At 60.8% G+C, this 21,783-nt stretch carries 20 protein-coding genes; 5 read left to right on the forward strand and 15 right to left on the reverse strand.

Features of this window, described 5'->3' with window-relative positions; translation table 11 throughout:
* The first annotated feature begins 21 nt into the window (after positions 1 to 21).
* The 4 genes from FF80_RS01065 to FF80_RS01080 all read left to right on the forward strand — a co-directional run bounded on the left by FF80_RS01065 (position 22) and on the right by FF80_RS01080 (position 3,640).
* Positions 22 to 783 (forward strand): glycerophosphodiester phosphodiesterase family protein, encoded by a 762-nt coding sequence (locus tag FF80_RS01065; protein WP_035096851.1) that lies wholly within the window; start codon positions 22 to 24, stop codon positions 781 to 783.
* A gap of 130 nt (positions 784 to 913) precedes the next feature.
* Positions 914 to 2,038, forward strand: coding sequence for a GNAT family N-acetyltransferase (locus FF80_RS01070; RefSeq protein ID WP_280113885.1), 1,125 nt, complete (start codon positions 914 to 916; stop codon positions 2,036 to 2,038).
* Positions 2,039 to 2,095: 57 nt separating this feature from the next.
* Positions 2,096 to 3,217 (forward strand): hypothetical protein, encoded by a 1,122-nt coding sequence (locus FF80_RS01075; RefSeq protein WP_035096853.1) that lies wholly within the window; start codon positions 2,096 to 2,098, stop codon positions 3,215 to 3,217.
* Between the two features lie 3 nt (positions 3,218 to 3,220).
* On the forward strand, positions 3,221 to 3,640 hold the full coding sequence (locus FF80_RS01080) for an HIT domain-containing protein (RefSeq protein ID WP_035096854.1): 420 nt from the start codon (positions 3,221 to 3,223) through the stop codon (positions 3,638 to 3,640).
* A 154-nt stretch (positions 3,641 to 3,794) separates the two neighbouring features.
* On the opposite strand, the gene FF80_RS01085 is transcribed toward FF80_RS01080, so the two are convergent.
* From FF80_RS01085 to proS, 3 genes are read right to left on the reverse strand one after another with little or no spacing between them, the layout of a single operon-like run.
* Positions 3,795 to 4,484, reverse strand: a complete 690-nt coding sequence (locus tag FF80_RS01085) for an ABC transporter ATP-binding protein (protein WP_035096855.1) — start codon at positions 4,482 to 4,484, stop codon at positions 3,795 to 3,797.
* The gene (locus FF80_RS01090; RefSeq protein WP_081917152.1) at positions 4,477 to 5,784 is read right to left on the reverse strand and encodes an ABC transporter permease; all 1,308 of its coding nucleotides are present in this window, start codon (positions 5,782 to 5,784) and stop codon (positions 4,477 to 4,479) included. The genes FF80_RS01085 and FF80_RS01090 overlap by 8 nt, the downstream gene beginning before the upstream one ends.
* A 59-nt stretch (positions 5,785 to 5,843) precedes the next feature.
* On the reverse strand, positions 5,844 to 7,193 hold the full coding sequence (gene proS / locus FF80_RS01095) for a proline--tRNA ligase (protein ID WP_035096857.1): 1,350 nt from the start codon (positions 7,191 to 7,193) through the stop codon (positions 5,844 to 5,846).
* A 301-nt stretch (positions 7,194 to 7,494) separates the two neighbouring features.
* Here proS and FF80_RS01100 point away from each other — a divergent pair, with 301 nt between their 5' ends.
* The gene (locus FF80_RS01100; RefSeq protein ID WP_035096859.1) at positions 7,495 to 7,818 is read left to right on the forward strand and encodes an MmcQ/YjbR family DNA-binding protein; all 324 of its coding nucleotides are present in this window, start codon (positions 7,495 to 7,497) and stop codon (positions 7,816 to 7,818) included.
* Here the strand turns inward: FF80_RS01100 and FF80_RS01105 are convergent.
* From FF80_RS01105 to nuoF, 12 genes are all read right to left on the reverse strand, one after another.
* Complete coding sequence (locus tag FF80_RS01105; protein WP_035096862.1) at positions 7,815 to 8,066, reverse strand: DUF1467 family protein; 252 nt, start codon at positions 8,064 to 8,066, stop codon at positions 7,815 to 7,817. The two genes, FF80_RS01100 and FF80_RS01105, sit on opposite strands and share 4 nt — an antisense overlap.
* Positions 8,067 to 8,186: 120 nt before the next feature.
* Positions 8,187 to 9,860 carry a ribonuclease J gene (locus FF80_RS01110; protein ID WP_035096864.1) on the reverse strand — a complete coding sequence of 558 codons (1,674 nt, stop codon included), beginning with the start codon at positions 9,858 to 9,860 and terminating at the stop codon, positions 8,187 to 8,189.
* A 72-nt stretch (positions 9,861 to 9,932) separates the two neighbouring features.
* Positions 9,933 to 10,715 (reverse strand): biotin--[acetyl-CoA-carboxylase] ligase, encoded by a 783-nt coding sequence (locus tag FF80_RS01115; protein ID WP_244445671.1) that lies wholly within the window; start codon positions 10,713 to 10,715, stop codon positions 9,933 to 9,935.
* Positions 10,716 to 10,763: 48 nt separating this feature from the next.
* Positions 10,764 to 12,209, reverse strand: a complete 1,446-nt coding sequence (nuoN, locus tag FF80_RS01120) for an NADH-quinone oxidoreductase subunit NuoN (protein WP_035096866.1) — start codon at positions 12,207 to 12,209, stop codon at positions 10,764 to 10,766.
* 9 nt (positions 12,210 to 12,218) lie between these two features.
* The gene (locus tag FF80_RS01125; protein ID WP_035096868.1) at positions 12,219 to 13,790 is read right to left on the reverse strand and encodes an NADH-quinone oxidoreductase subunit M; all 1,572 of its coding nucleotides are present in this window, start codon (positions 13,788 to 13,790) and stop codon (positions 12,219 to 12,221) included.
* The gene (gene nuoL, locus FF80_RS01130) at positions 13,790 to 15,853 is read right to left on the reverse strand and encodes an NADH-quinone oxidoreductase subunit L (protein WP_035096869.1); all 2,064 of its coding nucleotides are present in this window, start codon (positions 15,851 to 15,853) and stop codon (positions 13,790 to 13,792) included. Before nuoL ends, FF80_RS01125 begins: the two co-directional genes overlap by 1 nt.
* Before the next feature lie 11 nt (positions 15,854 to 15,864).
* On the reverse strand, positions 15,865 to 16,173 hold the full coding sequence (gene nuoK / locus FF80_RS01135) for an NADH-quinone oxidoreductase subunit NuoK (protein ID WP_035097048.1): 309 nt from the start codon (positions 16,171 to 16,173) through the stop codon (positions 15,865 to 15,867).
* A 15-nt stretch (positions 16,174 to 16,188) separates the two neighbouring features.
* Entirely contained in the window at positions 16,189 to 16,797 is a 609-nt protein-coding gene (locus FF80_RS01140) for an NADH-quinone oxidoreductase subunit J (protein ID WP_035096870.1), read from the reverse strand.
* Between the two features lie 11 nt (positions 16,798 to 16,808).
* Entirely contained in the window at positions 16,809 to 17,297 is a 489-nt protein-coding gene (gene nuoI / locus FF80_RS01145) for an NADH-quinone oxidoreductase subunit NuoI (RefSeq protein ID WP_035096871.1), read from the reverse strand.
* Positions 17,297 to 18,394 (reverse strand): NADH-quinone oxidoreductase subunit NuoH, encoded by a 1,098-nt coding sequence (nuoH, locus tag FF80_RS01150; RefSeq protein WP_052153031.1) that lies wholly within the window; start codon positions 18,392 to 18,394, stop codon positions 17,297 to 17,299. The genes nuoI and nuoH overlap by 1 nt, the downstream gene beginning before the upstream one ends.
* Before the next feature lie 9 nt (positions 18,395 to 18,403).
* Positions 18,404 to 20,470: an NADH-quinone oxidoreductase subunit NuoG gene (gene nuoG, locus FF80_RS01155; RefSeq protein ID WP_035096873.1), complete on the reverse strand. Its 2,067-nt coding sequence runs from the start codon at positions 20,468 to 20,470 to the stop codon at positions 18,404 to 18,406.
* A 5-nt stretch (positions 20,471 to 20,475) separates the two neighbouring features.
* The gene (gene nuoF, locus FF80_RS01160; protein WP_035096874.1) at positions 20,476 to 21,783 is read right to left on the reverse strand and encodes an NADH-quinone oxidoreductase subunit NuoF; all 1,308 of its coding nucleotides are present in this window, start codon (positions 21,781 to 21,783) and stop codon (positions 20,476 to 20,478) included.

The following is a 21,783-nucleotide window of genomic DNA, read 5'->3' on the forward strand; positions in this document are numbered from 1 at the left end:
AAGTCCAAGATGAGGCACACCATGTCCGAACCGCTCTTTCCCCGTCCCGTTGCGCACCGTGGCCTGCATGATCGGGCCGCGGGCATCATCGAGAACAGCGCCAGCGCTTTCGAGGCAGCCATTGCCGGCAATTTCGCCATCGAATGCGATTTGCAGCTCACCAGCGATGGCGTGCCCGTGGTGTTTCATGACGACGACCTGAAGCGCCTGACGGGCAAGGACGGCCCTGTCTCCTCCATCACATCAGCGGAGATGACCACGACGCCGCTGCTCGACAGCGCCAAGGGCGAGTGTCCGCAGCGTTTCGTGGATTTTCTGGCCCAGATCAATAGCCGCGCCTTGCTGCAGGTCGAGCTTAAGCATCAAAACGACACCGGCGGCACACAATTGCTGGCCCGCGCTGCGGCGGAAGCCCTCAAGGCTTATGCCGGGCCAGTGACAGTCGAATCGTTCGATCCCAAGCTCATTACCCTGGTCCGCCATTTCGGCTTTACCGGGCCGCGTGGCATCATCACCTATGACTACGAGCCCAATGAGTGGGACAACCACCTGACCGACGATCAGCGCTATACGCTGCGCCATCTGCTGCATTGGCATGAGACCCAGTTTGATTTCATCTCCTGCGCCGCCGATGCGCTCGAGTTGCCGGCCATCAAGTTCTGGCGGGCCTTGGGCAAGCCCGTCACAGCCTGGACCATTCGTTCGCAGGCTACAGCCGATGCGACCCTGGCGCATGCCGACCAGATCGTCTTTGAAGGGTTCGACCCCGCCAAATCCGCGTGATTGGACGGGGCCGCGGTCTTTTAATACCGGGCAACGCGACCTATATTAGCGAACCTGCTGACCTCCGCCCGGAGTTCCCGCTATCCTCCCTTCTTCGCTGACTGCCACGATCTATCCATCAACCTCGGCCATTCCCGCCCAGACCTGGAATACCTTGGTGCCGTCCACCGGCGGCAAGACCGATAATCCGTTTCTCGACCACGCGTTCTTTCTGGCGTTGGAACAGTCAGGCTGCGCCTCAGCCCGCACCGGCTGGCAGCCCCAGCACATCGTCCTGGCTGACGCTGATCAGCCGGTGGGCATGATGCCGCTATTCCTCAAATCGCATTCCATGGGCGAATATGTGTTCGACCACGGCTGGGCCGATGCCTATGAACGCGCCGGCGGCAATTATTATCCCAAGCTGCAATGCTCGGTACCGTTCACCCCCGCCACCGCCCCCAAACTACTGGTGCCATCAGGTGATCCGGCCGTTCAGGCCGCCCTGCTCTCGACCGCGCAACAATTAGCCAACCAGCGGAACGCCTCGTCGGTTCACGCCACTTTCGTGCCGGAGGCCGAGGCTGACCTGATTGCGGGTGATGGCTGGCTGAAGCGGATGGATACGCAATTCCACTGGTTCAACCAGGGTTTTGCCAGCTTCGAGGATTTTCTTGAAACGCTGTCATCGCGCAAGCGCAAGACCATCCGTCGCGAGCGCCGCGATGCATTGGCTGATGGCTTGACCGTCAAATGGCTAACCGGCAGCGATTTGATGGAGCATCATTGGGATGCCTTCTACGATTTTTATGAGGATACCGGAGCCCGCAAATGGGGCCGGCCCTACCTCAATCGCGAGTTCTTCTCGCTGTTGAACCAGACCATGGCCGACCGGATCGTGCTGGTGCTGGCCTATGACGGGCCGGTGCCGATTGCCGGGGCGATCAATTTCCTTGGTTCGGACCGGATTTTCGGCCGCAATTGGGGCTGCACGCGCGACGTGCCGTTCCTGCATTTCGAGCTCTGCTATTACCAGGCCATCGACTACGCCATTACCCACAAACTGGCAGTGGTCGAGGCCGGCGCCCAGGGCGAACACAAGCTGGCGCGTGGCTACGAGCCGACCCCAACCTATTCGGTGCATTGGATCGCTCACCCCGGGTTGCGTCATGCGGTAGCCGATTTCCTCGAAGATGAGCGGATGTCGGTGACACACGAGCAGTTGCTGCTGGATGCGCACACGCCATTCCGCAAAGGCGAGCGGACGGACCACTAGCCGGCGTGGCACTATCGCCACTTCCACCGATCCGCCCTGCCCGCTATGTAGAATACCATGATCTGGGATATTATCGTCTTCGCCCTACAGACCGCCTTGGTGTTCATCGTCTCGACAGCGCTATTCGACGCGCTGCATTGGACGCTGCACAAATGGGAGGGGTCGCGCTTCAAGCTGCTGCGCACCTTCTCGTCCTGGCACTGGGTGCACCACAAATTCCTTGGCCTCGATATGCAGATCAACCCTGCATATGCGAAACAGAACATCTGGTTCCACATCCTGCCCGAATACCTGACCGGGATGGCTGGAACTTTGATTTTCCTAGTCGTTTTGCCCTGGCCACCTGTGGCCCTGGTCGCGGCCATCCGTACCGTGATGCTGGCGATGACGCTCAAGGAAGAGGGGCTGGACTACAATCACATGTCGATGGACCGCGTCGGCGGGCAGCAGGGGCTGCTCTGGGTGGACAATAACTACCACGCCATGCACCACGTCTATCCACACAACTTTTTCTCGTCCTTCACCAATGTGTTCGACCTGGTTTTTGGCACCGGCTGCCAGATCGAAGGCCGGCACTTCCTGGTCACGGGCGCTTCAGGCGCCTTTGGCTCGGCCATGGCCGCAAAGCTCGAAAAGCTGGGCGGGATGGTTGAGACAGCCAAATCGGGCGTCGATTTCACGGCTGGCAATTATGACGGCATGCGCGACAAGCTGGCGCGGGCCGATGTGCTGATCCTGGCGCATGGGGCCAAGAGCGACGATTGCTGGAATGCCAATTTCGTCACCTTCCGCGGCCTGACCGATCTGTTCACCGAAATGGGCAAGACACGCCTCACGCCGCCCGAGGTTTGGGCGTTGGGGTCAGAGGTCGAATTTCATGGCGATATGGGGCTGGAAGAGCTCAAGGCCTACTCGGCCTCCAAGCGCGCCTTTGCTTCCGTGGCGGGGCGTTATTATCGCTCTGACGCGCTGATCTATCGCCATATTGTCCCCTCCTCCTTCACTTCGGCCATGGGCAAGGGCGCAATGAGTGCGGCGACGGCGGTCAATATCAGCCTGTTCTTCATCCGCCGCAGCTTCAAATATGTGCCGGTGACCTTTACCGGTCTCGCCTTGCTCAATTATTTCCGTTTTCGTTTTCAGAAGGGCCAGCCCGATCAGCTCGAGCCGGCGGAATAGATCATGACCTACGATCCCACCAATATCTTCGGCAAAATCCTGCGCGGCGAACTGCCGGCGCATAAGGTCTATGAGGATGACACCGCCCTGGTCATGATGGACATCTTTCCGCAATCGCGGGGCCATGCCCTGGTTATCCCCAAGGCCGCATCACGCAACCTGCTGGATGCTGACCCAGCGGCGCTAGCTGCAGTGATCCCGCTGGTGCAACGTGTGACCAAGGCGGTCAAGGCGGCGACGGGCGCTGATGGCGTGCGGGTAGCTCAGTTTAACGAGGCGGCGGCCGGGCAGACTGTATTCCACCTGCACTTCCACATCATCCCCGTCTATGAGGGGCTAGTGCTCGGGGCCCATGCTAGCGGCGGTCGAGCCGACGATGGCGAGCTTATTGCCTTGGCCAAGGACATCGCCGCAGCACTCTAGAGGCCAGCGACTTGGCTGAGTGACCCTCGCCGTTATTCGGGGCGGTGCACGACCGTCAGGGTCGCCAAAATTGCGGTGATCGCGATAATCATCAGAATGGCCATGGGCACGTTCCTCCAGAGAGAAGAATGCGCCCAATAGCGATCGGGTTCAATTATCCCAAAGAATGATCGATCACGAGCCCGTTGCGCAGGGTAACGATGCGGTCGGCCTTGCGTGCAAGATCATGGTTATGCGTAGCAATCAGGGCCGCGGCCCCTTCCGTCTTGATCAGGCTGCCCAGAGCCGCGAACACCAGATCACTGGTTTCCGGGTCGAGATTGCCCGTCGGCTCGTCGGCCAGGATCACCTTGGGATGGTTGGCGGCGGCCCGGGCGATGGCAATGCGCTGCTGTTCGCCGCCGGACAGTTCTGCCGGCCGATGCGATGCCCGCTGCCCCACGCCCAGCAGGTCGAGCAGTTCCATTGAGCGCTTGTCCGCCTCAGTCTGGCCCTTGCCAGCAATCAGCTGCGGCATGGTGACATTTTCGAGCGCGGTGAACTCGGGCAGCAGGTGATGGAACTGGTAGACATAGCCCACTGTCGAGCGGCGCAGCTGCGTGCGTCCGCGATCACCCAATTGGCTGGTCTTGACGCCTGTGATCTCGATTTCCCCGCCCTGGGGGCTCTCCAGCAGGCCAGAGAGGTGCAGCAGGGTCGACTTACCGGCGCCAGAGGGCGCGACGAGCGCAACCATCTCGCCGCTCTTGACGGTCAGATTGGCCGCTTCGAGCACGCGAACGATGGTGTCGCCGCTGCCGTAATGGCGGTGGACGTCGGTTAGAACCAGATGTGGCTTACTCATAACGCAGGGCCTCGACCGGATCATATTGAGCGGCGCGCCAGGCCGGGTAAAGCGTAGCAAGGAAGCTGAGGCCAAGCGCCAACCCGACCACCACAGTCACCTCGACCGGATCGGTCTTGGACGGCAGCGAGGACAGGAAGAACACTTCAGGCGGGAAAATAGCCACGCCCAGCGTACTGGAGACAAAGGCCCGGATTGCCTCGGCATTGGACGCCACGAGCAGGCCTAGCAAGAGCCCAGCCAAGGTGCCGACAAAGCCAATGGTCGTGCCGGTGATGGAGAATATCCGCATGATCGAGCCGCGCGAGGCGCCCATGGTGCGCAACACCGCGATGTCGGAGCTTTTGTCCTTCACCAGCATGATGAGGCTGGAAATGATATTGAACGCCGCCACGAGGATGATCATCGACAGGATGGTGAACATCACTACCCGCTCGACCTGCAGCGCCGAAAAGAATGTTTCGTTGCGTTGCTGCCAGTCCGTAAGGATCAGCGGGCGCGTATTGGGATCGGTCTCGATACGTTGGCGCATGACGGTGGTGTTGTCGGGATCGTCGATAAACACCTCGGCGGCCGAGGCTTGCCCCACCCGCTCATAGGCTGCGTCGATCTCGGCGTCCGTCGCCATGGGGTCAAGCGGCCCCTGCCCCGGCTTCAGCACATCCTCGTAGAGCTTGAAATAATCCTGTGCCGGCTCGATCGGCATGTACATGAAGAAACTGTCGAACTCGACCATGCCGAGGTCAAAAATCACGCTCACCGGGTACGAACGGATCTGCGGCGTCGAGCCAAACGGGGTCATGGCCCCATCGGGATTGATGATCTGCACCTGGTCGCCCAGCGACACACCCAGGGTCTGGGCAAGCCGATAGCCGATGGCGACGCCACCCGAAGTGTCCCAGCTGTCCCAGCCGCCCTGGCTGGCGGCGCCATAGAGCAGCTTGAGTTTCTTTATGTTATCTTCGTCCATGCCGCGCACGGTCACACCGGTGGAACTGCCCCGGCCCGACGCCAGCACCTGACCCTCAACGAAGTAGACGGCAAACGAGACGCCGGGAATGTCCTGGAGCGAGGCCACCGTCTCCTTGTAGTCGGTGAATTCCCGCTCGATGGGATAGGCGGTGAAATGTCCGTTGAGCCCCAGAATCTTGGTCAGCAGCTCGCCGCGGAACCCGTTCATCACCGACATGACGACGATTAGCGTCGCGACGCCGATGGCGACACCCACCATGGTAAGGCTGGCGATCACCGAAATGAACGCCTCCTTGCGGCGGGCGCGCAGATAGCGGCCGGCGATCATCCATTCAAAGCGGGAGAAAGGCTTGGTGCCCTTGTTGAGCGCCGGCTGCCCCAGATCGGTCAAATGTCGGTCTTTCTTTGCGGTTCGATCAGGCCCTTGAGGCGCGCGACGGCGTCAGCAATCGCCAGCGTTTCGCGCTCGCCGGTCTTGCGGTGCTTGATTTCGGCTTCGCCGGCCTTGAGCCCGCGCGGCCCAAGGATGATCTGATAGGGGATGCCAATCAGATCGGCAGTGGTGAACTTGGCCCCTGCCCCCTGGTCACGATCGTCATAGAGCATGTCGAGACCTGCAGCATTCAGCTCCGCATAGAGCTTGTCGCAGGCCGCATCGCACTCGGCGTCACCCGCCTTGAGATTGATCAGCACAGCCTCGAACGGCGCCACGCTGACCGGCCAGACAATGCCTGCCTCGTCGTGGAACGCTTCGATGATGGCTGGAACCACACGCGTCGGGCCGACGCCGTAAGAGCCCATATGCACGGTAATTTCCTTGCCGTCAGGACCGGTCACGGTCGCCTTCATGGGCTCGGAATACTTGGTCCCGAAGTAGAAAATATGGCCGACTTCGATGCCGCGTGCAGAAATCCGAAACTCCTCGGGCACGGCAGCCTCATACTCAGCCATGTCAACCATTTCCTCGGTCGCAGCGTAGAGCGAGGTCCAGTCGTTAAAAATCGGCTTGAGGTCACCCCGGAAGTCGACATCGGGACCGGGAATGGACTTGTCGAGCAAGCGCCTGTCGCAGAACACCGCGCTTTCGCCCGTATCGGCCAGCACGATCCACTCATGGCTCAGGTCACCGCCAATGGGACCGGTATCGGCACGCATCGGAATAGCCGTCAGCCCCATGCGCGCATAGGTGCGCAGATAGGCCACGAACATGCGTTCATAGGCTTTGACAGCATCTTCCTTGTTCAGGTCGAAGGAATAGGCATCCTTCATCAGGAATTCGCGGCTGCGCATAGTACCGAAGCGCGGACGGACCTCGTCACGGAATTTCCATTGAACGTGATAAAGGTTGAGCGGCAAGTCCTTGTAGGACTTCACATAGGTCCGGAAGATGTCGGTGACCATCTCCTCATTGGTGGGACCATAGAGGAATTCGCGCTCGTGCCGGTCCTCGATGCGCAGCATCTCCTTGCCATAGGCGTCGTAGCGCCCGCTCTCGCGCCAGAGATCGGCCGACTGGATGGTCGGCATCATCAATTCAATGGCCCCGGAGCGATTCTGCTCCTCCTCAATGATGGCCTTGACCTTCATCAGCACCTTGTAGCCAAGCGGCAGCCAGGAATAGAGGCCAGAGGCCTGCTGCTTGATCATCCCGGCCCGCAACATCAGGCGGTGGGAGGCGATTTCGGCATCCTTGGGAACGTCCCGCAGCACCGGCAAAAAATAACGAGACAGGCGCATTTCGGCTCCGCAACAGGATCGACTCAAGACTTCTCTTGATGCCCACTGAAATCCTACTCGTCCATCCGATGCAAGCATGGATGGCATGCAGAATCTAGGTGACAGCTATGGGACAAGTTGTTAGGGTCCGTCCCAATAAAACAAAGGCGGTTTAAACCGCTGGACGTCGACAACGTCAAGGGAGGAGCGTTGGCTGCCGCTTTCAGAGCGCGCCTAAGACCAGCGTATTGTCGAACAAACTCAATCCAGCGGGGCCTTGTGCCCCGCTTTTTTGTTTCCGTAGCCAGGATTGGACAGAAATATGGCCATAGCAGCGGATTTGAGACGGCTGGCGTTGGGCTTGGAGGGCACGACGGAAGCCCCGCATTTCGAGCGGGCGGCGTTCAAAGTGGACCGCATCTTTGTGACCCTGGCGGGTGACGGATTAACCGCAAATCTTGCGCTGACGCCAGATGAGCAGGAATTCAAATGCCAACTCGCGCCGCAGATTTTTCAACCAGTCAACAATGCCTGGGGCCGCAAGGGCTGGACCACCGTGATACTAGCCAACGCGACCGAAGCAGATCTGGCAGCAGCGCTCTCCATGGCGCATACGCACGCCGTGGGCAGGACCCAGCGTGCTTAGCGGTTCCAGTAGTGGTGCAAGGTTTCGTTGCTCAGACCCCAGAACAGCAGACCAGTAAAAACGACAGCAAGGGCCGTAGCCATCCCCACCTTACGCCATAGGCGCGGGCTTACCGGCGCGCCGGGATCGGTGCCGGCAACGATTTCGGCCCCAGCTTCGGACTGGCTCTGATTGCCGATCGGCAGCACGGCGACAAAAGACAGCCACCAGATGACAAAGAATACGGCGAGCAATGAGCCAATCTGCATTTGAATTTCCTTAGGGGCGCTCTGCCCCGGCAGGCAAAACTACGTGGCGCCGGCAATAGCGCCACGTAGTTTGTTCCGACAGCCCCACCAGCAGTCCGCCGGTGGGACATTCCGTCTCGCCTAGACCCGGTGCACGAACACCGAAACGTTGGGCTTGCGGCCCCAATAGGCATTGACTTCGTTGCGGATGCCCTTGAACAGCGCCGAGTTCAGCACTTCGGTATCGCTACGGCGCTTGGCTGGCACCGATTTGAGCACACCCGCAATGGTGTCTTCCACCAAATCGGTCAGCGATTCATCTTCGGTTTCGGGCAGGCCTTCGATCACCAGATCCGGACCGGAGACGATATGGCCGGAGCCGTTGACGCAAAGGCTGACCACGATATGGCCGCCAAACGACAGCCGGCGGCGGCCCTTTACGCCGCTTTCCTCGGGGGTGCAGAGCACCAGACCATCGAGATAAAGCTCGCCGGTGCGCACTTCGGCCTGGAGCACCATGGGCTCGGGGAACAGGCGGACCAGATCGCCATTTCGCGTTTCGCATACATTGGCAATGCCGGCTTCCCGGCCCAGCTTGGCATGGGCATCCAGATGCATCGCTTCGCCATGCACGGGCACCAGCACGTCTGGCTTGGTCCATTCATAGAGCTTGCGCAGCTCATCGCGGCGGGGGTGGCCGGTGACGTGCACCAGGCCATCCTTTTGCGTGATGATCTCGATGCCCTTGTCGATCAGCAGGTTCTGGATATCGATGACTTCGCGCTCATTGCCCGGAATCGCCCAGGACGAGAAGATCATGCGATCGCCAGCGGTCAGATCGATTACCGGATGGTCGCCACGGGCAATGCGGGCGATGGCGGCGCGCGCCTCGCCCTGGCTGCCGGTGCAGATCAGCACGCATTTGTCGCGCGGCACGCTTTTATAGGCGTCCTGGTCGAGCAGGGGCGGCAGACCTTCGAGCATGCCCAGTTCGCGGGCAATACCAGTGATCCGGTGCAGCGAGCGACCGGACATAACCACCTGCCGGCCAGCCTTTTGGGCGGCACGGACGATGGAAATGACACGACCGACATTCGACGCGAAAGTGGTGACAGCAACGCGATGCGGCGCTTCGGCGATGAGAGCTGCCAGCGTCGCGGCAACGTCCGCTTCGCTCGGACTTTCGCCATCCTTCATGGCATTGGTGGAGTCGCAAATCAGCGCCAGCGGCGTGCTGCGATCCTGGCCAATGGCCTGCAGGCGCGCGACATCGGTCGGCGCATTGCCCACTGGCGTGGGGTCGAGCTTCCAGTCGCCGGTATGCAGGGCACGGCCAACCGGGGTCGAGATCAGCAAGCCATTGGACTCGGGGATCGAGTGGGCAACGTTGATCGCTTCGATGGTGAAGGGACCCACCGTAAACGGCTTGCCCGGACGCATGATGGTGATGTCGACATTTTCGACAATACCGTCCCCTGCCCGCTTCGCCGCCAGCATGGCGGAGGTGAACGGCGTGGCGAAAACCGGCTTTTCAAAGCCCGGCCAAAGGTCGAGCACGGCGCCGTAATGATCTTCGTGGGAGTGGGTGAGGATCAGGGCAAGCACATCATCGGCGCGCTCCTCGAGGAATTCGGGATTGGCCATGATCAGTTCGATCCCCGGCAGGTCCGGCCCGCCGAAGCTGACGCCGCAATCGACGACGATCCATTTGCGGGCATTCTCAGGGCCGAAGCCGTAAGCGCCCATATTCATGCCGATCTCGCCAACGCCGCCAAGCGGCACAAAGACGAGTTCATCCCTTTGGGTTTTAGCCATGGGTCAGTTTAGTCCTTTCGGGCGTGGCGCCGGTCGCAACTTTGGTTGCCGGTCGCCGCGCTATAGTGATGGTCAGCTTCGGGCGCTGGCCGTTGCCCCAAAATGCACGTCGCCCGCCGTGATCGCGATGCGACTATCATCATTGGCGCGGACGATCAGTCGCCCCGCGTCATCGATTGTTTCAAAAATCCCGCGCACGATGGCGCCGTTCTGGTTCACCGCTACGGGTGCACCAATACCTGCGGCGGATTCGCGCCAGCGCTTGAGTACGTCGCCAATGCCGTGGCCATCATCCCACAGACGGAAGATCTCCACCCAGGCATCGCTGAGCGCCTCGAATACATCCTGCGCCGAGCGCGTGACACCGAGTTCGGCCAGGCTGGTCGCCGGATAGGGCAAATCAGTAGGCGCCGCAACAACATTGACGCCGATACCAATGGCAATTGCATGGCGGCCATCATTACGCTTGGTCGCTTCAAGGCCAATACCGACCAGCTTGGCCCCATCGGCCAGAACGTCGTTGGGCCATTTCAGCGCCACGCGGCTCCTGTCGTCGAGCCCATCTGCGCCATCAAGGCCAACCTTGACAGTCCCGCGGGGTAGCACGGCGTCGAGGGCCGCGCCGATGGCGACACCCGCCACAAAGCCCAATGTTGCAGCCAAAGCGGGGTCGGCGTCGGGGACAATCAGCAGCGTTGCGGCCAGATTGCCCGGTGTGTGCACCCAAACCCTGCCCCGCCTGCCGCGGCCAGCCGTTTGCTCGGTAGCCACAAACCAGATGCCACCCGCATCGCCCGCTGCGGCTGCAGCTATGGCCTCTGCTGTGGTGGAGCCGATCGAGTCAAACGCGCGCAACCGGTATCCCGCCGCGCGCGCTTTTGAACCCAGAGAGAAATCCGCCACCTAGAACAGGCTTCCCGCGGCGATATGCGCGGCATTTGCCAGCGGGCTACCGACCGTGAAGTAATAGGTGACGATGAGGAAGCCGCTGACGGCCATGATGATGTTCAGCTCGGCCGGAACCACCGCGAACTTGCGGACCGGTTCGTCGAAATACATCACCTTGACCACCCGCAGGTAGTAGAAGGCACTAACGGCAGAGGCCAGCACACCAATCACTGCCAGCACATAGAGCTGGGCATCGATAGCGGCGAGGAAGGCGTGCCACTTGGCGAAGAACCCGGCCAGCGGCGGCATGCCGATCAGCGAGAACATCAGGATGGCCATGATGGCGGCGACGAAAGGCCGTGTCTGTGCGGCGCCGGCCAGATCGTCGATATTCTCGACATAGCCCTCTTCGCTTCGCAGCGATAGGATGCAGGCAAACAGCCCCACAGTCATGGCGACATAGATCGCCATATAGATCGCGACACCCTCGACGCCCACCTGGGTACCGGACGATAGACCAACCAAGGCAAAACCGACATGACCGATGGAGGAATAGGCGATCAGTCGCTTTATGGATTTCTGGCCAATGGCGGCGAAGGCCGCCAGCACCATGGAAGCAATCGAGAGGAAAATGACGATCTGCTGCCAGTCATGGGAGATGGGCGCGAAGGTATCCATCACCAGGCGAACCATCAGCGTCATCGCCGCCACTTTTGGCGCCGTGGCGAAGAAGGCCGTTACCGGGGTCGGCGCGCCTTCATAGACGTCGGGCGTCCACATATGGAATGGCACGGCCGAAATCTTGAAGGCGATACCAGCCAACAGGAACACCACGCCGAACACCAGGCCGATGGAGCGGCCCTCATTGGCAATAGCGATGACGATTTCCTGCAGATTGGTATGACCGGTGAAGCCATAGAGGAACGAGGCACCATAGAGCAGCATGCCCGAGGACAGCGCGCCGAGCACGAAATACTTCAACCCCGCTTCGGTCGCCTTGCTATCGTCACGCTTGATGGCAGCGAGCACATAGAGCGCCAGCGATTGCAACTCGAGGCCGACGTAAAGGCTCATCAGGTCGTTGGCCGAAACCATCATCATCATGCCGAGCGTCGCCAGCAGGACGAGAATGGCATATTCGAACTTATGCGTTCCGTTCTCCACCGCATTGGGCAGCGAGAGCAGCAGGGCAAAGGCCGAGCCGCCCAGCACCAGCACCTTCATGAAGCGCGCGAAGCTGTCGGCGATGAAGACGCCGTTGAAGATCACCCCGTCAACCGGCTGGAACATGACCAAAAGCGCCACGACGACCAGCAGCACGACCGACAGGTAAGACACCAGCGGCGAGCGTTCCTTGTTGATCACCACGCCAACCAGCAGCAGCACGATCGCGCCGATTGCCAGCAGCATTTCGGGATAGGCAGGAGCCAGGCTCGCGAAATCGATAACGTCAGAATTCACGGGACTCTCCTAGTGGGCAGCAGGCTCGGCGGCCGGCTCTGCAGCGGTCGCCGGGTCGGCATGTTCGAGTGGCGCTTGCGCGTCGGCCAGCGAAACGGCGGGGTCAAGGCCGACCGCCGTGGCGTAATGGGTGACCAGATTGTCGACTGCGGCGGCTGTCGTATCGAGGATCGGCGAAGGATAAAATCCGAAGACCACGGTCAGCACGATAAGCGGATAGAGGATGATCTTTTCGCGCAGATTAAGATCAAGAATGGCCTTGAGGCTGTCCTTGGTCAGTGCGCCGAAAATCACCCGCCGGTAGAGCCACAGAGCGTAGCAGGCCGAGAAGATCACGCCAAAGGCTGCCCCGAAGGCCACCCAGGTATTGACCTGGAACACGCCGATCATGGTCAGGAATTCGCCGACAAAGCCGGACGTGCCGGGCAGACCGACATTGGCCATGGTGAAGACCATGAAGGCGAAGGCATAGCGCGGCATGCGCTCCACGAGGCCCCCATAGGCTTCGATATCGCGGGTATGCATGCGGTCATAGATGACGCCGACGCAGAGAAAGAGCGCCCCGGAGACAATGCCGTGCGAGATCATCTGAAACATCGCACCCTGGATGCCGAGCGCATTACCGGCAAAGATACCCATGGTGACAAAGCCCATATGCGCCACGGACGAATAGGCGATCAGCTTCTTGATATCAGTCTGCACCAGGGCGACCAGCGAGGTCAGAATGATGGCGGCGACCGAAAGGAAGAAGACGATATTGGCGAACTGCGCCGAAGCGTCGGGGAACATGGGCAGGCTGAAGCGCAGGAAGCCGTAGCCGCCCAGCTTGAGCAGGATGGCGGCCAGGATCACCGAGCCGGCGGTTGGCGCCTGCACGTGGGCTTCGGGCAGCCAGCGATGGAACGGCCACATCGGCATTTTCACTGCCAGGGAGGCGAAGAACGCCCACCACAGCCAGGACTGCATGCTCTGCGGGAATTCGTGCGTGAGCAGCTTGGTGATGTCGGTCGTGCCGCCATTCCAATACATGGCCATGATGGCCAGCAGCATCAGCACCGAGCCGGTGAAGGTGTAGAAGAAGAATTTGTAGCTGGCCTGGATGCGCTTGGCGCCGCCCCAGATCCCGATGATCAGGAACATCGGCAGCAGCGTGCCTTCAAAGAACACGTAGAACATGGCCAGATCGAGCGTGGTGAACACGCCGATCATCAGGGTCTCAAGGATCAGGAATACGATCATGTATTCCTTGACGCGGACGTCGATGGATTCCCAACTCGCCAGGATGGCGAAGGGCATCAGCAGCGCGGTCAGCACCACGAACAGCACCGAAATGCCATCGACACCGACGCGATAGCCAATGGTATCGCCGATCCAGGCATAGTTCACGACGAACTGGAAGCCCGGGTCGGAGGGGTCGAAGCTCTGCCACATGGCGAGCGAGAGCAGGAATACGATGACCGTCACACCCAATGCGATCCAGCGGATGGCATCGAGCGAGGTCTTGGGCGTCAGCAGCAGCACTATCGCGCCAACGAGCGGCAGCCAGGTCAGGATCGTCAGAATAGTATTATCGAAGGTCATCAGATCAGTCCCCCGGCCACGATGGCCCAGGTCAACAGCGCCGCAATGCCGATCAGCATGGCGAAGGCATAATGGTAAACATAGCCGGACTGCAGCTTGGTGGCCCAGGAGGTCACATTCTGCACGCGACGGCCAAGGCCTTCAGTCAGCTTCTCATCGATCAGCCAATCGTCGAAGCCCTTCCAGACGGCACGGCCGATCCACAGGGCGGGCTTGACGAAAATCCGATCGTACAGCTCGTCGAAATACCACTTGTTGAGCAGGAACCGGTAAAGCGCCGGGTTCTGCGCAGCGAGGCGCTTGGGTGTCTCGGGCGAACTTATATACATGTACCAGGCGGCGATGAAGCCCAGGATCATCGAGATTGTCGCGCTCCACTTCACCCAGAGCGGGACGTGGTGAGCGGCCTCGATGATCTCGTGATCGACCACGAGTGAGCCGGCGAAGAAGTGTTCGATATGCTCCACATCGTGGAAGAACATGCCGTAAAACACCGCACCCGCAACGACTGCGCCGAAGGCCAGCACATAAAGCGGCACCAGCATGACATTGGGCGCTTCATGGGCATGATCATAGGCCGAACCATGATCGTCATGGCCGTGAGCGGCATGATCTTCATTGGCCGGCTCGTCGTGAGAGTGATCATCATGACCATGGCCAGCCGGGCGCGGCGTGCCGTGGAAGGTCAGATGGATCAGGCGCCAGGAGTAGAAGCTGGTGAACAGAGCCGCGACGACCAGCAGCCAGAAGGCGAACATGCCGGAATTGCCGCCGACCGCATAGGCCGCTTCGATGATCGAGTCCTTGGAGAAGAATCCGGCAAAGCCCAGGAATTCAGTGCCCGGAATACCGACGCCCGCCAGCGCCAGCGTACCGATGATCATCATCGCATAGGTAATCGGGATCTTCTTACGCAGCCCACCCATGTTCCGCATGTCCTGCTCATGGTGCATGGCGTGGATGACCGCGCCGGCGCCCAGGAACAGCAATGCCTTGAAGAAGGCGTGGGTAAAGAGGTGGAAGACACCGGCCGAGTAAGCCCCTGCCCCCAGAGCCACAAACATGTAGCCGAGCTGGCTACAGGTCGAATAAGCGATGACGCGCTTGATGTCGTTCTGCACCAGGCCAACAGTCGCCGCGAAGAAGGCGGTGATGGCGCCGATGACCAGCACGACTGTCGTGGCCGTTGGCGAGGTCTCGAATAGCGGCGAGAAGCGCGCGACCATGAACACGCCGGCCGTCACCATGGTGGCAGCATGGATCAGCGCCGACACGGGGGTCGGGCCTTCCATGGCGTCCGGCAGCCAGGTGTGCAGCAGGAACTGTGCCGACTTGCCCATGGCACCCATGAACAACAGCAGGCAGATCACCGTCATGGCGTGGAGGTCCCACGACAGGAAGCGGATGGTGGCGGTGGCGGCTTCGGGCACGGCATGGAAGGCGCCATCGAAATCGATGTGGCCCAGCACCATGAAGGCGCCGAAAATGCCCAGAGCGAAGCCAAAGTCACCCACGCGGTTGACCACGAATGCCTTCATCGCAGCCGCATTGGCCGAGGGCTTAGTGTACCAGAAGCCGATCAGCAGATAGGACGCCAGGCCCACGCCTTCCCAGCCGAAGAACATCTGCAGGAAGTTGTCAGCCGTCACCAGCATGAGCATGGCAAAGGTGAAGAGCGAGAGATAGGCGAAGAACCGGTTGCGGTGCGGATCGTCGGCCATGTAGCCGATGGAATAGACGTGCACCAGGCTCGACACCGTGTTGACGACGACCAGCATGATGGCGGTGAGCGTATCGACGCGCAGTGTCCAGCGCAGGTCCATGTCGCCGACCTGGATCCAGCGCATGATCTCGACCTTGAGAACGGCCGTGTGGCCGTCGGTCACAGCGCCAGCCAGCCCGCCGCCAAAGGCAACCGGCAGAAAAACCACCCAGGACAGGACGGCGGCAACCAGCAGGAGCCCGGTGGTGATGTACTCACTGGGCCGGTGCCCGATGGTGCGCCCCAGCAGTCCGGCGATCAACGCGCCGATAAGGGGCAGGAAAACAATCGCTTGAATCATAGCGGAGGTTCTTAGCCCTTCATCATGTTGACGTCTTCAACCGCGATGGAGCCGCGGTTGCGATAGAAAATAACCAGGATGGCGAGGCCGATCGCGGCCTCGGCTGCAGCCACGGTGAGGATCAGCAGAGCGAACACCTGCCCCTGCAAGTCATTGAGCTGCGCGCTGAAGGCGACGAAGTTCAGATTGACCGCGAGCAGGATCAATTCCACCGACATCAGAATGACGATGACGTTCTTGCGGTTGAGAAAAATGCCGAACACGCCGAGCGTGAACAGGATTGCTGCTACGGTCAGGTAGTGACCGAGCCCGATACCCAAGCCCATATTTGCCTCCTACAGCCCTTGACCGCTTTTGACTTTGACGACCCTGACGGCCTCCGATGGCTTGCGCCCAACCTGATCGAGCGGGTTCTGCCGCTTGACGTTGGGCTTATGGCGCAGCGTCAGGACGATCGCCCCGATCATGGCCACGAGCAGCACAGCGCCGGCCCCTTGGAACAGGAAGACGTAGCGCGTGTAGAGCACTTGCCCCAGCGCCCTTATATTGTCCATGCCGCCATCGATGGGCAGCGCCGCTGCGCCTGCAATTTCAGGGGAAACCACGAAGCTGCCAGCAACCAGCAGCAGCTCGAGCAGAAGCACGGCACCGACCAGTACGCCGATGGGCGCATATTGCAGGAAGCCCTGCCGCATCTCGGCGAAGTCGACGTCGAGCATCATGACGACGAAGAGGAACAGCACGGCGACCGCGCCGACATAGACCACGATCAGGATCAGCGCCAAAAACTCGGCGCCGGCCAGCATGAACAGGCCTGCGGCATTGAAGAACGTGAGGATCAGGAACAGCACGGCATGCACGGGATTGCGCGCCGAGATGACCATCACCGCCGAGGCAATCGCGATGGCCGAGAATACATAGAAGAAGAACAGTGGAAGGGTCATGCTCTTCTCTCTTATCGGTAGGGCGCGTCGGCAGCGAGGTTAGCAGCTATTTCACGCTCCCAACGATCGCCATTGGCCAGGAGCTTTTCCTTGGAGAAGTAAAGCTCTTCACGGGTCTCGGTCGCAAATTCGAAATTGGGGCCTTCCACGATCGCGTCGACGGGGCAGGCCTCCTGACAGAAACCGCAATAGATGCACTTCACCATATCGATATCGTAGCGCACCGTGCGGCGGGTGCCGTCATTCTGGCGCGGACCGGCCTCAATGGTGATGGCCTGGGCCGGGCAGATGGCTTCGCACAGCTTGCAGGCAATGCAGCGTTCTTCGCCATTGGGATAGCGGCGCAGGGCATGCTCACCGCGGAAGCGTGGACTGAGATGGCCCTTTTCGAAGGGGTAGTTGATGGTCGGCTTGGGCGCAAAGAAGTAGCCCATGCCGAGGAAGAACCCCGACACCAACTCGGTCAGGAGCAGCGTGTTAAAGACTTGGGCGACACGCATCAGGCGACCCCTCCATGCCAGCCCCAGCCGGTCAGCTGGAGCACGAAAGCGACGATGACGACCATGATCAGCGACAGGGGCAGGAAGAGCTTCCAGCCAATGCGCATGAGTTGATCGTAGCGGTAACGCGGCACGATGGACTTGGCCATGGCGAACATGAAGAACACCGCGCTGAGCTTGAGAACGAACCAGATGACACCCGGAATCCAGGTGAAGGGGGGCAGATCGATCGGCGATGTCCAGCCACCCAGGAACATGACCGTGGTGAGCGCACACATCAACAGGATGGAGATGTACTCCCCCAGCATGAACAGCATGTAGGGCGTGGCCGAATATTCGGTCATGAAACCGGCGACCAGCTCGGACTCAGCTTCAGGAAGATCGAATGGCGGGCGGTTCGTTTCGGCCAGGGCCGAAATGTAGAACACGATGAACATCGGAAACAGCGGCAACCAGAACCAGTTGAGGAAGGTCAACTGCGGCAGGCCGATCATATGGGCGAGACCCATTTCGTACTGCGCGCGCACGATATCGCTGAGATTGAGCGAGCCGACGCAGAGCAGCACGGTGATGATCACGAGGCCAATGGAGACTTCATAGCTGACCATCTGCGCGGCGGAGCGGAGCGACCCCAGGAACGGATATTTCGAGTTCGAAGCCCAGCCGCCGATGATGACGCCATAGACGCCCAGCGAGGAAATCGCGAAAATGTAGAGCACGCCAAGATTGATATTGGCGATGGCCAGCCCCTCGCCCACCGGCACCACGGCCCAGGCGGCAAGCGCCAGGGTCGCGGTCAGCAGTGGGGCGAACAGGAACAGGATCTTATCCGCGCCTGCCGGAATGATCGCCTCTTTGAGGGCGAATTTCAGCAGATCGGCAAAGCTCTGCAGCAGACCGAACGGGCCGACAACGTTGGGGCCGCGACGGATTTGGACGGCAGCCCAGATCTTGCGGTCAGCCAGCAGGATGAATGCGGTGAAGACCAAGAGGCAAACCAGCAGCAGCAGCGTCTTGTAAATGAGGCCGACTTGCACGCCCCATCCCAGGATCGGGATGCCCAGCAGGTAGTCGAGAGCGGCGGTAATAAAGTCCATTATGCTCCCCTACTCCGCTGCCTGGCGCAGGCCGGCGGCCAATGCGGCGGATTCGCCCATGACGGCGGATGCGCGGGCAATCGGATTGCTGAGATAGAAATCCGCCACCGGCGATACGAATGCCGCCTTCTTGCCCTTGGGCGAGGTTTTGGCGAGCTTGGCGATATCGGCAGCCTTGCCTTCGGCAATGGCGTCGATACGGGCCAGGTGCGGGAATTCCACATACATGGCAGCCCGCAGCTGCGCCAGCGAATTGAAGGCCAGTGGCTGGCCGACGACGGCCGACAGCGCGCGGATGATGGCCCAATCTTCCTTGGCGTCGCCCGGCGGGAACACGGCGCGGTTAGTCACCTGCACACGGCCCTCGGTGTTGACATAGGTAGCGCTCTTTTCGGTATAGGCGGCACCCGGCAGGATGACGTCGGCACGATGCGCGCCATTGTCGCCATGAGTACCGATATAAACGACGAGCGTGTCGCCGAGCTGGGACATGTCGACTTCGTCGGCGCCAACCAGGAACAGCACATCGACGCCACCGGCCAGCATGGCGGCAGTGTCCGCAGCACCCTTGGCCGGCACGAAGCCGACATCGAGCGCGCCGACGCGGGCGGCGGCATTGTGCAGCACGGCAAAGCCGTTCCAGTCGGCTTCGATTTCGGCATTTGCTGTTGCGAGCTTGGCAGCGGCAGCCAGCACGTCGGCAGTCGCGGCGCCTTCGCCCACGATCACCAGCGGCTTTTTGGCTTTGGCCCAAAGCTCGGCAAAGCTGCCTTGGCTAGCGGCGAGATCAGCCAACGAGTCCGAGCCATTGCCCAGATGCTGCACAGTGTAGGTCAGATCGGCATTCTCGCCGATCAGGCCAATCGGCAGGCCGGTCGCGCGCCAAACCTTGCGAATGCGGGCATTGAGCACAGCAGCCTCGCGGCGCGGATTGGTGCCGATCAGCAGGATGGCGTCAGCCTGTTCGATCCCGGCAATGGTCGGGTTGAAGATGTAGGAGGCGCGGCCATTGGCGGGCGACAGGCCCGAACCGGCGGGACGTGCGTCCACATTGCCCGAGCCAAGCGAAGCGAGCAACGCCTTGAGCGCATAGAGCTCTTCGGCACCGGCCAGATCACCCGCGATAGCGCCGATGCGGGCGCCGGGCTTCTTGAGAGCCTTGGCAACGGTCTGGAATGCATCATCCCAGGTGGTGGCGCCCAGCTTCTTGTTCTTGCGCACATAGGGGCGATCGAGCCGCTGGCTCTTGAGGCCATCCCAGATGAAGCGGGTCTTGTCCGAAATCCACTCTTCGTTGATCGCCTCGTTGATGCGCGGCAATACGCGCATGACTTCGCGGCCACGGCTATCGACACGGATGGCCGAGCCAACCGCATCCATCACGTCGATGGATTCGGTCTTGGTCAGTTCCCACGGACGGGCGTTGAAGGCATAGGGCTTGGAGGTCAGCGCGCCCACCGGGCACAGATCGATCACATTGCCCTGCAATTCGCTCGACAGCGCCTTTTCGAGATAGGTGGTGATCTCGGCATCTTCACCGCGACCCAGCAGCCCCATTTCGGCAATGCCGGCAACCTCAGTGGTGAAGCGCACACAACGCGTGCAGTGAATGCAGCGGTTCATCGAGGTCTTGACCAGCGGGCCAATATACTTGTCCTCGACCGCGCGCTTGTTTTCGGCAAAGCGGTTCTTGTCCACGCCATAGGCCATGGCCTGGTCCTGCAGATCGCATTCGCCGCCCTGATCGCAGATCGGGCAATCGAGCGGATGGTTGATCAGCAGGAATTCCATCACGCCTTCGCGGGCCTTTTTGACCATCGGCGTGTTGGTGAACATTTCAGGCGGCTCGCCATTGGGGCCGGGCCGCAAATCCTTGACCGACATGGCGCAGCTCGCCTGCGGCTTGGGCGGACCGCCCTTCACCTCGACCAGGCACATGCGGCAATTGCCCGCCACCGACAGGCGCTCGTGATAGCAAAAGCGCGGGATTTCCGCGCCTGCGGCCTCAGCCGCCTGCATCAGCGTGTAATAGTCCGGAACTTCGACCAGTTGGCCGTCGACTTTGATATTTGCCATCAGCCTTACTCCGCCGCGATCGATGGCACGGCGCCATCGGAGGTGGACGAATATGTGTACTGGTCGATCCGCGCCTCGATGACGTGGCGGAAATTGCGGATCAGGCCCTGGATCGGCCACGCAGCAGCGTCGCCCAATGCGCAGATAGTGTGGCCTTCGATCTGCTTAGTGACTTCGAACAGCATGTCGATTTCGCGCTTCTGGGCGCGGCCTTCGACCATGCGTTCCATCACGCGCATCATCCAGCCCGTGCCTTCGCGGCAGGGCGTACACTGGCCGCAGCTTTCGTGCTTGTAGAAGGCCGAAAGGCGCCAGATTGCCTTGATGATGTCGGTGGACTTGTCCATCACGATGATGGCCGCAGTGCCCATGGATGAGCCAACTTCGCGCAAGCCATCGAAATCTACGATGGCGTTCTGGATTTTCTCGCCGGTGACGCAGGGCACCGAGGCACCGCCGGGGATCACCGCCAGCAGATTGTCCCAGCCGCCACGCACGCCGCCACAGTGCTTTTCGATGATATCCTTGAAGCTCTCGCCCATGGCTTCTTCGAAGGTCGCCGGCCGGTTCACATGGCCCGAAACGCACATCAGCTTGGTACCGGTATTGTTGGCGCGGCCGATCGAGGCGAACCAGGCGCCCGAACGGCGCAGGATTTCGGGCACAACGGCGATGGACTCGACGTTGTTCACCGTGGTCGGGTTGCCGTAAACGCCCATGCCGGCCGGGAATGGCGGCTTGAGGCGCGGCTGGCCCTTCTTGCCTTCCAGGCTTTCCATCAGTGCGGTTTCTTCGCCGCAGATGTAAGCGCCGGCGCCGTGATGGACGATGATGTCCAGGTCCCAGCCGTGGATATTGTCCTTGCCGATCAGGCGAGCCTCATAGGCCTCCTCGACGGCACGTTCCAGGTGCTGGCGCTCACGGATGAACTCGCCGCGCACATAGATAAAGGCCAGATGCGCGTCCATGGCACGGGCCGCTAACAGGCACCCTTCGACCAGATGGTGCGGATCGTGGCGCAGAATTTCACGGTCCTTGCAGGTACCCGGCTCAGATTCGTCGGCATTGACCAGCAGGTAGTGCGGGCGGCCGTCATTGACCTTAGGCATGAAGGTCCATTTAAGCGCGGTGGGGAACCCTGCCCCGCCACGGCCACGCAGGCCCGATGCCTTGACCTCATTGGTGATCCAGTCGCGCCCGGAGTCGATAAACTCCTTGGTGCCGACCCAGGCGCCGCGAGACCGCGCGCCTTCAAGGCCCCAGTCGCCCTGGCCATAGAGATTGGTAAAAATGCGATCCTTGTCAGCGAGCAT

This window comes from Devosia sp. LC5, from assembly GCF_000735585.1.
GTDB lineage: Bacteria > Pseudomonadota > Alphaproteobacteria > Rhizobiales > Devosiaceae > Devosia.